9 protein-coding genes are annotated in these 14639 nt (G+C 33.6%); 4 read left to right on the plus strand and 5 right to left on the minus strand.

What is annotated here, in order from left to right; translation table 11 throughout:
• Positions 1-67 precede the first annotated feature (67 nt).
• On the minus strand, positions 68-1192 hold the full coding sequence (locus KQA_RS0202490; RefSeq protein WP_010177739.1) for a Zn-dependent alcohol dehydrogenase: 1125 nt from the start codon (positions 1190-1192) through the stop codon (positions 68-70).
• A 342-nt stretch (positions 1193-1534) separates the two neighbouring features.
• On the opposite strand from KQA_RS0202490, the gene KQA_RS0202495 reads away from it, so the two are divergent.
• Complete coding sequence (locus tag KQA_RS0202495; RefSeq protein ID WP_010177741.1) at positions 1535-1915, plus strand: VOC family protein; 381 nt, start codon at positions 1535-1537, stop codon at positions 1913-1915.
• 5 nt (positions 1916-1920) lie between these two features.
• Here KQA_RS0202495 and KQA_RS19440 read toward each other — a convergent pair whose 3' ends face one another.
• Both KQA_RS19440 and KQA_RS19445 read right to left on the minus strand, forming a co-directional pair.
• A complete protein-coding gene (locus tag KQA_RS19440) occupies positions 1921-2790 on the minus strand; it encodes a hypothetical protein (RefSeq protein WP_050858516.1) in 870 nt (289 codons plus the stop codon).
• 57 nt (positions 2791-2847) lie between these two features.
• On the minus strand, positions 2848-3873 hold the full coding sequence (locus KQA_RS19445) for a hypothetical protein (protein WP_050858517.1): 1026 nt from the start codon (positions 3871-3873) through the stop codon (positions 2848-2850).
• A gap of 113 nt (positions 3874-3986) precedes the next feature.
• On the opposite strand from KQA_RS19445, the gene KQA_RS0202505 reads away from it, so the two are divergent.
• Positions 3987-7319 carry a hybrid sensor histidine kinase/response regulator gene (locus KQA_RS0202505; protein ID WP_010177743.1) on the plus strand — a complete coding sequence of 1111 codons (3333 nt, stop codon included), beginning with the start codon at positions 3987-3989 and terminating at the stop codon, positions 7317-7319.
• Between the two features lie 167 nt (positions 7320-7486).
• Positions 7487-7867, plus strand: coding sequence for a response regulator (locus KQA_RS18380; RefSeq protein WP_010177745.1), 381 nt, complete (start codon positions 7487-7489; stop codon positions 7865-7867).
• Here KQA_RS18380 and dinB read toward each other — a convergent pair.
• The gene (dinB, locus tag KQA_RS0202515) at positions 7864-8958 is read right to left on the minus strand and encodes a DNA polymerase IV (RefSeq protein ID WP_010177747.1); all 1095 of its coding nucleotides are present in this window, start codon (positions 8956-8958) and stop codon (positions 7864-7866) included. The genes KQA_RS18380 and dinB overlap by 4 nt on opposite strands.
• A 319-nt stretch (positions 8959-9277) precedes the next feature.
• Between dinB and KQA_RS19450 the strand changes: the two genes are divergently transcribed.
• Complete coding sequence (locus KQA_RS19450) at positions 9278-12580, plus strand: T9SS type A sorting domain-containing protein (RefSeq protein ID WP_010177749.1); 3303 nt, start codon at positions 9278-9280, stop codon at positions 12578-12580.
• A gap of 111 nt (positions 12581-12691) precedes the next feature.
• On the opposite strand, the gene KQA_RS0202525 is transcribed toward KQA_RS19450, so the two are convergent.
• Positions 12692-14545: a thrombospondin type 3 repeat-containing protein gene (locus KQA_RS0202525; RefSeq protein WP_029209419.1), complete on the minus strand. Its 1854-nt coding sequence runs from the start codon at positions 14543-14545 to the stop codon at positions 12692-12694.
• Between the last annotated feature and the right edge of the window lie 94 nt (positions 14546-14639).

Below are 14639 nucleotides of genomic sequence, written 5' to 3' on the forward strand. Positions count from 1 at the left end.
AAAACAATTAGTTTTACGTTGGTTTATTATACATTTCGAATCATTAATTCAAAAAAATTACAAAAATTTAAGCATCAAAAACAATCACTCCTTTGGCATTTTTCCCTGCTAACATGTCTGCAAAAGCTTGTTCTAGGTTTTCAAACTTATATATGGTGGTTACCATTTCATCCAGCAACAGATCTCCTTTTTCATATAAATTTAAAAGAATTGGAAAATCAATTTGTGGTCGACACTTCCCGTAAAGGGGGTTTATATAAATTTTATCCCACTCAAACAATTGCATGTCAATCAATACTTCTTCTTCAATACCACTTACTTGTACCGCTGTTCCGGCATTACGTACCATACCTAATGGCGCTGCTCCTAAAGCTGGTATCGCTGTACATTCAAAAGCGAAATCGGCACCTCCATTACCGACTAATTCTTTTACTTGTTCGGTAGCTTTTTTAAGTCCTTTATCATTTTTATCTGCCAAAATTGTATGTGTCGCACCAAATTGTTTTGCCATTTCCAAACGTGTTGGATTGGTATCAATAGCTACAATTTTAGCTGCTCCCGATATTCGAGCTCCTTGAATTACATTTAAACCAACTCCACCATTACCAATAACAGCCACTGTTGCACCTGGAGTTACTTTGGCTGTATTCACTGCCGACCCATAACCTGTCATTACACCACAACCGATTATAGAGGCAGAACTGTATGGAATAGCTGTAGTATACTTTACTACGGCTTGTTCTTTAACCACCGTATGTGTTGAAAGTGTACCTATGTTAAAAGAACGTTCAATTCCTTTACCATTATACTGCGAGCGCTCCAATGCTGCATGTCCTGTAGATACTTCCCCGTCGGGTAAAGCATCACCAGCAACTACAGGGGAATTATTTTCACATATATGTTGGTTTTGTTCTTGACATTGAAAACAAGTACCACAAGGAATAGCCCAATTTAAAATCACTTTATCCCCTGGCTTTACGCTTTTAACCAGTTCACCAACTGCTTCAACTACTCCCGCTCCTTCATGCCCTAATATTACTGGCCTACCCCAATGTAATGAATCATGATCTGTATGACACAAACCTGCCGCTTGTATTTTAACAAGCACTTCGTCTCCTTCCGGCATACTTACCTCAATATCCTGTAGGCTAAATGTTCCTTTTCCGTCCGTTATAGCTGCTTTTGCAATCATGAGTTCGTTTTTATTCTTTTTACTACTAATAACAGTGCAAGTTACTATGAACCAACTCCTATTTGTTTAATTATATTGATTAATTATTACACTGTATAACCCTTTTTTAGCAGCATATTGATTACTGTACTAATAAAAACATCATTTGCTTATTCCAGCAAACCCATTAGTTAACTTACAAAAAATCAAACTATTAATCATATTTAAAACTTCTTAACAAAATTCTAGCACCTATTTTGGACTAAAAAACAGATATTTATATCTAATTAATCTCGGTTCAATAAAGTAGGACAGTTGATTATTGAACAATGAGTTTAAATTACTAACTATTATTTTTTAATTATGAGATTAAATGCTGGTATTTTAACTAAAAAGCTAAACGAAACAAAAGATTTTTACACTAATTTATTAGGTTTCAAAATTAAATTTGAAAATGAATTCTACTTATTGTTACAAACTCCGAACGGAAAGGATAGCTTAAGTTTTTTACTCCCCAACCACCCTACACAGCAACCTATTTTCCATCAAGAGTTTGAAGGTAAAGGGATGTACCTAACTATCGAAGTAGCTAATGTAGACAAAGTTTATGCTGATTTACTACAGAAAAACGCCGATATCAAAGTTTCAATTAGAGATGAAGACTGGGGTGAGCGCCATTTTGCTATACAAGACCCGAATGGGATAGGTATAGATTTTGTTACCTATACGGCTCCAGAAAGTTAATTGCACTAGTTGATGTGAGTAAACAATTGCATGGAAACACTACTAATGTGCCCCCCTGAATCGGGAAACGTGATACTTACACTATTTTCACTTTGCAATACATGCTGAGGAATTAACACTTCCAATAACCCAAAAAATTGATCCCGTATATGTTGATCATCACCACGGTAGTTACCAGTAATATCAAATATTTTTCCATTAACCTTTATAGTAGGTGTTAATAACTTCCCATGATCTCTACCTATACCAATCCTAAGTACGGCCTCATTTTTGGTTGTCAATGGCAGCTTTTCAAATTCAAATTCACTAGGTACGTTTGCTTCAATTTCCTTTAAATAGGTAGTTGCGTAATGCTTTGTTTCCTGAAGTAAATGATCCATATTTATTTCGGCTTCAAACAAATATTCAATTATGGCTGTTGCCTCTGCTCCTAATACAAATGAAAGCCGCTCTTCTTTGGACTTAAATCTATTATGTTCCAAAATCGGTCCATCTTCATCTGCATATAAATGTTTGGCGGTGATGGATTTGATTTTATTCCCATTAACCCCCAGTATATTTAAAGCCACTTTTTCATCCTTCATATTTAGATTACTTAAAATCACATAAGCTTTTTTTCCTTCCACGTAAGTGTCCACCAATATATCGGGATTAAAAGCCTTAGTTTTAGCCCGAATTCCATTCACATCCGACCATAACTCATAAAACTTAACCAATTCCGTAAATACCCATTTTTCTCCTTTTTTGCCTTTTGTCCGTCCATTCTCCTTTGCCTGACGTAGTAAACGCCAGGCATAAGGTACTTTTTTCCTTCCCCATTCTGCTTTATTAACTACAAAAGGGATGCTTTTTAAAATGTTATTAGGTCGTTGCATAAACGACATCATTAAAGGACTTAATGATTTTAAAAATTGCCAATCGCGTAGGGCAGATCAGGGTTTCCATTCCAAGGAATGATCTCTGCCCCCGTATTCAGATATCATAAATGGTTTGACTTGTCCAAATTTTAAATAGCTATAGTGCTCCATCATATCTAGCGTAGCTTCAACCCGACTCCCCTTATGATTTATAGGCCCATGAAAAGCCTTCCCATTATTGAAATGATGCTTGTTAAAATCATACAAATGCACCGAAATAAAATCCATATAATCCCCACTAGTATCATAAAACAACTTCATTCGTTGGTGCCAACGTTTAAAATTATTTTCTTCAAAAATGGGAAATGCAGCGGTGTATCCGCCTATCATTACATCTTTAAAATTAGCGCGTATCCCTTTTGCAGCCTCATTATGGAATTTGAAAATTTCTAAAGGCGAGTGATTTCCTGTGGTTACCAGCTCATATAAAGGCTCATTAAGTATTTCAATATATTTTGGTCTGGGCTGCCCTTTACTAACAGGTTGATCAATATCTCTGTAGAATTCTTTTAAAAAACGCCCCATAAAATCGCCCGAGGCTTTTGCTCCTTTAATTTTCCATCCTAAATGACCTTGATAAGGTTTTGTACGCTCTCCAAACCAAAAAGGATGTACCTGACCCCCAATAACCAAGTCCAAATGAGTATCATAGTGATGCCTATCACTCATTTTTTGCCCGTATATTTTTTCTCTCTGGTATTTTCCTTTTGAAATGATGTAATTAGGATCAACAAAGCCTTTACGTTTTTTATCTTCTACGGCTTGATTCATATACCATTTCATGCTCCCATTATCTCTTCCTAAATAAACATCTAAGTCTTGTAGCATGTAAGCTAATTTATCTTCTTCCCCATTCCAGTCCTGTTCGGTAAGTGTGGCATGAAGATTTATAAATTTCTTCCTATTAAATAATGAAACCTCAGCCACTTGATGCTTCGTACTTAAATCAACAGCAACACTTACTTGCTGCGAAAAACATAAATTTATTACTAAAAAAGTGCTACCAAGAAAAAGACATTTTTTAACTAAAATTAGAGGCATACTCAGATTTTTTTTAATAATAAACCAATACGGCTACAACAAAATACAAACAATAACACACTTATTTTATGACTATTAGGTATTATTTTTCTATTTTGTGATGCACAATACTTATGATTTTCCTACAAAAAAACATAACAAACACATTATCAAATAAATACAATAATTTTATAAATTTTTGTATTTATTGTCTATTAGGCATTACACTGAGTAACGCTCAAGAAAACACGTCCTATAAATTTAAACGAATAGGGCAAAACTATGGGCTTTCCAGTAATTGGGTCTATAGTGTTTTTCAAGATGATTTAGGCTTTATTTGGATAGGTACCGGTGATGGACTTAACAGGTTTGATGGATACCAATGTAAAACCTACCGTCCAAAAAATGAATATGACAATACCCTAGGGAATATTGCTTTTAACAGTATTGCTCAAAAACAAAAAAATGAACTCTGGACTGCGACATCAAGTGGATTATACATTTTTAAAAACAATCAATTAACACTGTATAAAGCCAGTCCAAAATTAAATTACAGAGATGTATTTACCGAAAATGAAACTACCACTTGGCTCACAAGTCAATCGGGTTTAATTCGATTAAATACTATTGATAGTACCTCCATAAATTTTAGCAAAAATCCTAGGCATAGTGCTTATAGAAAACCTTTTTATAAAATATTTAAAGACTCGGAAAGTAATCTTTGGTTTACCTCTACCGGATGTGTTTTTAAATACACCCCAAACAACCAAAAATTTGAAAAGTTTAGTCATTTTCAAAACTTAAACCCCCAAACAAAACATGATATTTTAGCCATAACCGAAGATCAATCGGGTATGATTTGGGTAGGCTTTGGGCAAGATGGCCTTTTTTATTACAACCCAAAGGAAGGCAATAAAAAATTTAAAAAATATAGTGATGGTACCATTTTACATTTACATGCGGATAAGTACAATCAGTTATGGGTTGGTAGAGCATCCAATCAAGGGCTAGAAAAAATAGATTTAACCGACAATCATAAGTCTACGATATTCAAATATCAAATTACAAATCCCGAAAGTATTAGTGATAATTCCATTTTTAGTATTCTGGAAGATAATTCGGGTGATATTTGGGTGGGTACTTTTGGTGGTGGACTAAACTATACCAGTAAGCGTGAGAAAAAAATATATACCATTGATCGAAACTCGCTTCAAACTCCCATAGAAAATAATCTGGTTAATGAAATTGTTGAAGAAGAAAAATTCCTTTGGATTGGTACCGAAGGAGGAGTTTCTAAACTTGACAAAGAAACGAATACCATACAACACTACACCTACAATGCCAGCGACAAAAATAGCTTAAGCAGGGATCCTGTTCATAAAATTTACAAAGACTCCAAAGGCAATTTATGGATTGGTACGTGGGATGGTTGTTTAAATTTATACAATTACGAAAAAGATAATTTTAAACGCTACTTGGCCTCACCTAATGATGGTGATATTCATAGTGATCATGTACTGGCTATTGCCGAAGATTCAAAAAATAGGCTATGGATTGGAACCAACGGAGGAGGCTTGTATCAATACAATTATAACACCGATAGTTTTAAAAGTTATACCCACATACTAAAATACGAAGATGGCTCACCCATTAGAGATATTACCCATATTCAAGAAACTCAAAACGGGGAACTTTTATTAAACACCTATCATTCGATTATTTTTTTTAAACCCGATCAAAACACATTTCAAGAGTTTCCTTTTAACACCCATCAAAGTATTGAACCTATCCTATTTATGTGTTCCCTTTCGGATACTTCAAATACTATTTGGATTGGTACAAATATTGGTGTTTTTCAATTTGATCGAAAAACTGAAAAATACATTGCCTATACTAAATATAAGGAACTTACCAATTTATCCATCAAAGCACTCATTCAAGATACAAATGGTATTCTATGGGCTTCGACCAATAATGGTATTTTTAAAATTAATGAGAAAAAAAACCTTATTACAAAATACACGAAACAAGATGGTTTTTCGTCTAACGAATTCAAAAAAGAGGCCGCTTATATCAATAAAAAAGGAGTTTTATATTTTGGCACCTCCAATGGACTCAATTATTTTAATCCCAACGAACTTAAGGTCAATGAAAAATCCCCTTCATTAGCCATTACCTCATTTGCCGTTTTACATTCGACTCCAAATGAAAATAATAAATACCAATCCATTTTAGAAAATCCTAACAACGAAAAAGAAATACAACTCACGCACAAACAATCAAGCTTTGTGATTTCCTATACGGGGTTAAATTATTTGCATCCCGAAAAAAACAATTACCGTTATAAATTAGAAGGCTATGACAAAGTTTGGGTTGATGCAGGCACATCACTTGCCGCTACCTATACCAATGTGAAACCAGGTAATTATCAATTTAAAGTACTGGGATCAAATAACGATGGAAAATGGTCTGAGTTACCCAAAAAACTTAGTATAACCATTAGTGCTCCTTGGTATAAAACTGATTTATTTAAAACAGTCTTGGCCATGTTTCTGTTAACATTGCCTTTAATATTCTATTTTGTGCGTCTTAGCTTTTACAAAAAACAAGAACGCCTTCTTAAAAAACAGGTTGCTATTAGAACCAATGAAATTAATAAACAAAATAAAGAACTATCTGATCACAGAAATCATTTAGAAAAACTTGTTGAAGGACGTACTAATGAACTTAACAAAGCAAAACTAAAAGCCGAAGAATCTGACCGACTAAAATCGGCATTTATAGCAAATATGAGTCACGAAATTAGAACTCCTATGAATGCTATTTATGGGTTTTCTAATTTGTTGAATGAAGAAGACATTACCAAAGAAGAACGTGCTGAATTTACTGAAATTATTAACAGTAGTTGTGATAGCTTACTTGTACTTATTGATGATATTCTAGACATATCCATACTGGACGCCCAAGGAATTGATTTACAATTAAGTGAAACCAACATCTTTAATTTTTTAAGTGAAATAGAAACCATCTATAAACAAAAAGAAACCCAGACCCTTAAACTCGACTTTATTTATAACGAAAACCAAAAAAACACTATTATAACTACCGACCCTATAAGGCTTAAACAAATACTTTCGAATTTATTAAACAATGCTTTTAAATTTACCGAAAAAGGAAGTATCTCATTTGGATTCAATCTTTCTGAAGACTCCAAAAAAATCACCTTTTATGTAAAAGATACTGGTATTGGTATTGCAGAAAAAGACCTTGAGGTTATTTTTAATCCATTTTTAAAAGCAGGGAATAATACTGAAAAATTATACCGAGGCACGGGTATTGGACTTTCAATTTCTCAAAAACTAGCGCATACTTTTAAAGGAAGTATCTCTGTTGCATCCGAAATAGAAAAAGGCACCACTTTTTATGTAGAAATACCCACGAATCATTCCTTTAAAAACAACTCATAATTAAATACAATAAGCTTCCAATAAATCCTAAAATTCGTAATCATATCCCACTGAATTACTTGACAATAGCAAGTTGTTATACATTAATTCCCATAAAATACCACTCTAACGTTTGAGTATTTGCATGATTTTAACTATTTTTATTTTTTACCAACACCCCCCTAAATATGTTTAAACCCCTAAATATTATCATATCCGAAGATGAACAATTAAACTTTGTTTTATTACAACGATTATTGCAACGTATCATAAAATCTCCTTTGAACATCCAACATGCTGTCAATGGACAACAAGCCATTGAGTTTTGCAATCAACATACCGATTTAATTTTAATGGATATTGAAATGCCTATTATGAATGGTTTTGATGCCTCAAAAATTTTAAAGGAAAAATTCCCAAATATTCCTATCATAATCCAAACCGCTCATTGTTCAAAAGATCACAGGTTAAAAGCGCAACAATTAGGTTGCAATGCCTTTTTGGCCAAACCTATAATTAGAAAAGATTTTGAACTGCTTTTATCCGAATTTATCCCAGTAGCTTGCTAAAACTTAAACTCTAGTTGTACATCAACATTTTTAGGAACTTCCTTTACCTTTTTAGTATTATTTAAGTTATGTAGTGACAAGCCCAATAAACGTACGGAATTCTCCATTTTTTGTTGGTATAATAACTCCTTGGCTACTTCAAAAAGTAGACTCGCATCACTTATATAATAGGATAAGGTTTTGGAACGCGTATGCAGTGTAAAATCACTGTATTTAATTTTCAATGTAATTGTTTTTCCGGCCACTTTACTTTTTAAAAGTCGACGTTCTAACTCATCTGACAACTCTTTTAATCGCGCTTCCATATATATTTCCGAAGCTAAATTCTCATTAAATGTACGCTCCGCTCCAATAGATTTTCGGGTGCGGTGGGGTTTAACGGGACTGTTATGAATACCTCGCACAATTCTAAAATAATGTGCTCCCGACTTTCCAAAATTTTGGGTTAAATAGGCTTCCGTTTTTGTTTTTAAATCTGCTCCTGTATAAATTCCTAGCGCATACATCTTTTTTTGGGTCACCTTTCCTACGCCATAAAACTTTTTGATATCTAAGTTTTCTAAAAAGTCAAGTACTTCTCCTGGAATTACCGTTTTTTGCCCATTAGGCTTGTTATAATCGCTTGCTACTTTGGCAATAAACTTATTAATCGAAATTCCTGCCGAAGCGGTTAATCCTGTTTTTTCTAAAATTTTTGCGCGTATCTCTTCGGCTATTAAGCTGGCGCTCGGATTTCCTTTTTTATTTTCGGTCACATCCAAATAGGCCTCATCTAATGATAAGGGTTCAACCAGATCGGTATATTCAAAAAAAATAGCTCGGACTTGTTGTGATACCTCTTTGTAACGCTCAAAATGATGCTTCACAAAAATAAGTTCCGGACATAACTTACGTGCCACCGTACTACTCATGGCACTACGTACCCCAAATTTACGTGCTTCATAACTTGCTGCACTAATCACTCCTCGGTCACTACTCCCGCCTACAGCAATAGCCTTGCCTTTTAAGCTTGGGTCATCCAATTGTTCCACCGAAGCATAAAAAGCATCCATATCCACATGTATTATTTTTCGCGAAATATCGAAGTCCATACTACAAATATAAATGGATTTTGTTATTGCTGTAGTCCTTTTTTTAAAGAGTCATTATACTGTAAATAACTACAATTAAATCAATTATAATATTTAATTGTAATTAAAAAAGATTAATTAATAATTTTTTTCGATTAAAAACCAGTGAGTAATTATTAGTGTGCGAAATCAGAAAAACCTATGAAATTCAATGAATTACTTATTATGTTTATCAAAAAAATAGAAAAAACTAATTGTAGCTCCATGTAATTCTCATTACCTATACTCTTTATTTACTTAGTGTTTGTGTGCTCCTTTTGTTTTTCATAAAAAAGAAAAAATGCATTTAAAATTAAATCTTCAAAAATTACTTATTGTTTTTCTATCCCTTTTTGGATACCTTGGTGCTAATGCCCAAACTATTGATTTTGACAATCGTTATGGAAATAATGGAAACATCCTTAACAAAATTCAACAAGCAATTAATGATGCCCCCAGTGGCGCTACATTAGTATTTAGAAGTTCAAGCTATGACCTAAATAGTGATACCCTTCCTGTAATTATTAATAAAGAAATTGCAATTCAAGGGCGTAATCCTGGAACTAATTTTAATCGTTTTAACGTAGGATCGTCGGGTATTCGTACTCAGTTTTTAAACGGAAATATCCTTATTCGATCAAATAATGTGAGCTTTTCAAATATTGAAATTAAAAAAGAAGCTGGTCGTGGCGAAGAGTTTGATATTTTAATTGACACCCGACATCCATCATACTTAGTCACAAACCCTAACGCCGTTACACAAAAGCACTATACCGGACTAGTATTTAATAATGTTACGTTGAGTGGTACGGCATACCCTATTGGAGCTGGTAATGGTATAGGAGCCCAATTGAATAATGTTTCTTTTATTAATTTTAGAAGAATTGGATATTGGTTAGACCGAAAAGGAAAATCCGATCATACCGAAAGAATAACATTTAATAACTGTTTCTTTAAACCTGATTCAAATATTAAATTTGACGATCGTGGGATATCATTAGATGCAGGTAATACTGATTATCCTGTAATTTGGGACCTTAATACTACTTTGGTTAGAAATTGTCGTTTCGAAGATACAGGTATTGCACTTTCTAGATGCCATGGCATGACTATTGAAAATTCAACCTTTGACGATAACAGGGGTTTAGTAGACATGATTCATATTGAAGAATTTTCATATGATGTAACCATCAACAACAATAACTTTGATTGTAACAATGCCCAGAGTAAAATCATTGTTTTGGACAGGGAATTACAAAGGGTAAGTCATATCAATATTACGCGTAACACTATACTAGGGAGGTATGCTTTTTTCATTTCTGCTTATGCACCTCAAAACCTAAAGATTACCAACAACAATTTTAGTCGTGCCAACACCACAAATAATAATGCTATTGATCTTACTTTTTACGAAAATAGAGGTATTGAACCTATTCCTGCCGAGCTACTTTCAAACAATATCACCATTACTGGAAACAATGGACTAGGTAATGCTCAAAATGGACGACTAACTATAGCTATCCCTACGCGTGGGGCTAACAATAATCTTAGTAATTTTAACTCTGGAAGAAGAACGGTATATCGATTAGACCCTCCACCTGCATTTTTCCCTAATGGTGTATATGAAATTATTAATAGAGATACTCAACGAAAGTTAGGAATCAAAAAAGGAAGCAATAGTGTGAGTGGTTCCATAGGAACTGATAATAGCACTAAATGGAATATCCAATCCTTATCGCCATACACTTACAGTATTCAAAATGTTGAAAACGGACAGTATTTACAAACTATTGATATCTATACCGAATTCAATTTATTTAACAATACCCCGCAAACTCTAGAGCCTTTTACAACAAGTACAACCAATACTACTCCAAAACCTTTTTGGACCTTATTTAAAAGAGGGGATTATTTTAGGGTATTTGCCGGAGGAAACGAAAGGCAAACAGCACTTGCTACTAATGGCAGCCAAATCAATTTAATATTTGGTAAAGTAGGAAATAACGACGGTACCCGAAGTGTGGCTAATTTAGGTAACAATGCCGAATGGCAAATTGTGCCTGCAACCAACAATGCAGGATCGCCTCGAAATAGAACCCGATCGGTTAGCCTTGATAGTAAACCACAGTTAACTCCACAAGGGAGTGTTCTACCATCAATAAACTCGGGTGAAACCATTCCTTTAACCATATCCTATGCTACAGGTATTCAAAATGGAACTGTCGAAGATTTAAATTATGTAGCCGTGCAAATACGACAAATTAATGCCGCAGGTAATCCCATAAACACTAGTGATTTTGAAGTCGCTATTCCTGGTAATGAAGCAAATATTGGTACATTAACTTATAATTACAAGGTTCCTTTTAATTTTGCCGATGGTTCAAAAATACCCTCAACTCGTGAGCTTCCAAATGGTCACCAATTGTTATTATTAGTATTTATGTCTGTGAATAATGATAGTGGATTTGCTAATGCTAATGGTCCGGTTGCTTTTAATACCACCCGTAAAAGAGCTATCTCATTAACTAACCGAAATGCATTTGTCCCTGCTGGAGAAATTAATCCTGTAGCAAATATTAGGCAAGTCTTACCTTTAAATATTTCATACAGTTCTGCCATTACAAATGGTGTAGAAGAAGATTTAACTTATGTAGCCGTACAAGTAAGAGAAGTGGGTAATTTAGGCGAAGATATTCACACCAGCGACTTTAAATTAGTGGTGCCAAACGCGGGAGCAAATGCCGCTACAGTTACTGTTGATTATAAAATTCCTTTTACATTTACCGATGGCACAAAAATTCCAACCAGTTCAGAACTATTACCTGGTCATCAATTATTGCTTTTGCTATCCATGTCAACCGAGGATGCTACTTTATTTGAAAGCACTACAGAAACTATTGTTTTAACAGACAACAATCCTAATAGAGTGCGTAGTATTTCTTTTGACAACAGAGATGCACTTATTCCACTTGGCGAAACGGCTCCTGTATTTAATTTTGGACAAGAAGTCCCCATTAAAGTTTCGTACAATACAGGAAAAACTTCTACTAATGAAGAAGATTTTTATTACGCCGCCCTACAGGTAAGACAAATTGATGCACAAGGGACTATCATAAACACCAGTGCCTTTGAAACCATTGCCGGGAATAATGCAGCTAATACAGCTGCTGTTATCCATAATTACATTATTCCTTCCACTTTTACAGATGGTAGCCCAATTCCAAACAGAAAACAATTACCCAATGGTCATCAATTATTACTGTTAGTATTCATGTCTGTGGATAATAATACTGGATTTGCCAATGCAAATAATACTATTTTTATTGAAGGGAATGCGCTTGGTGCAAAAGAAATTAATACTTTAACAAAAACTACCGAAAATCCAATTACTGTGTATCCTAATCCCACTAGTAATGTATTAAATATTTCGGGGAGTTTTGAAAATTGGATCATCTATGATGCTCAAGGAGCTCTAGTATCCAGCGGTCAGCGTAAAAATATCAGCATTTCTCAATTACCCGTGGGTAGTTACTTTATTGGTTTATTTACCAATAACCAAAAACAATCGGTTCAAAAATTTGTGGTTATCCCCACTCAGAGATAATTCATACCATTACCTATATGAATTGACAGAAAACAGCTAATCAATTCAATTACTAAACAAAAAGCTACACCCTTTTTTGGATGTAGCTTTTACTGTTACAAATAATACTATTTAATTTTTATACAGCTTGTATACTTTGGTACCAGATTTTATAATGTATAAACCTTGTGGTAAACCTGCTACAGTAAGTCCTTCCTCTTCTGTAGAAAGAATTGTTTTTTCAAGAATGGTTTTTCCGGTTAGATCGAAAATTTTAAGGGATTGTGGATCTACAATTACCTCGGTATTCAGTACTTTTTTAGCATTAGCATTGAAATTTTTAATATACCTAATAGGTATAGAAGTCACCTCAACATCATCCAATACTAAAAGTAGGTAATAATTATCCGAACTAGCCAACGTATAATTCCCGTTTTTTAAGGTTTTGTGAGCAAAGCTTTTACTGTCAATAATCACACTTATTTGAGCCCTTCCCAAACCATTTATAGGGGGAACATCAAATTCAAGCTTTCTATTATCATCTGATAAATTATGTAAAAAATCCTGTGGTATAAGCACATCTGTTTTTTTATCAAACTTTTTATCATTAGACCTATACACTTTCACCTTAGAAGCTTTCGATTTTATTACTCCTTTATTTAAAACGTTTGCTGTCAAATTAACTCGTCCATTATTAATACCATTCAAAAGGTGTTTTTTATTCCCAATATCCTTTAACAACCCTAAACAACTTTTGCAATCACTAGCTATACTAATTGAGCTTTCGTCTATTACTAAGTCCGATCTATCAAATGGTACTTTAGGATCTATAGGAACGGTCACTGGACTTATCACATTAAACGATCCATCAAAAGATTCTTTTCTTAAGTTTCCATATTTTGTACTCAACCCAAAATCAAGTGACAGTCCATCAATACGAAACGATTCTCTACTTTTTACTTTAAAAGTTACTATTGTATAATCATCAAAAACAAGTGTTTCTGCATTCTTATTATTCCATTCTAACGTGTTTATTATGATATTTTCCGTTTGATCTCCTTTTTTAATCTTTTGAAAATAAAGTATAAATTTAACCCCATTAAATTTCTCATTCATTAATGTATAATTGCCTTTTATACTAATCCCAAACTCAACCGTATCTCCTTTAGAAAAACTTTCTCCTTTAGCCGCAAAAACTTTAAATGCATTAATATCGATCCTTTTTGGAGGCTCACACACATCCCCTATACCATTACCATTGGTATCTTTTTGATCTGTATTGGCTGTGAAAGGGCAATTGTCGTTTTTATCAGCCACTCCATCTCCGTCACTATCACAAATAAAACTCGGTATTGCACTAAAACTTGTTTCAAAATAATAATCCCGATCTCTGTAAATTCTTTCTTTTCTTCCTATTATATAAACATATGAAATAGAGTTATTGTCATCATTTGTAAATTCATATAGTGTATTTGATTTAAGACCCTCGCTACTTGACGAAACAAGAGTATTTAATCTAAATTCTTTACCTTCCCCATTAGGGTTATTTGAACAAGCTTGTCTTTTTGCATTTATTAGGCTTTTGCCAAAATCTCTTGCATAATAACTCATCTCTGTATCATTATCTTTTCCATCTCCGTTCCTATCACACCTATCATTAATTTCTTTCATTTCAAATTCAGGAAAATAATCTCGATCAGTATCAGGTCTAGCAGATCTTACTATATAAATATATCTTAAATCCCCCTCTTCATCAGTATATTCATAAATACTTTTATTTTTCAAATACGGTGTCCCAACCTCATTGAAAGTTTCGATTCTACTTGAACCAGATATTATAGATGTAGCTGAGCAAATAAAATTTCTAGCATTTTCTATATCACTTCCCAAAAATCGATATTCATATGCTCTATTTTCCCATATTTTTTGTCCAAAAGCAATACTAATTGATGTTAATGCTATTAATAAGCACATTAATTTTTTCATAATAAATTTAATTTTAAGTTATACCCTAAGGTATTGACTACCAAAATTTTATTTATCACAGTACTTATTAAGTCATTATTAAATAAGTAGTTAC

The sequence above is a fragment of the Aquimarina agarilytica ZC1 genome (assembly GCF_000255455.1).
Classification (GTDB): domain Bacteria; phylum Bacteroidota; class Bacteroidia; order Flavobacteriales; family Flavobacteriaceae; genus Aquimarina; species Aquimarina agarilytica.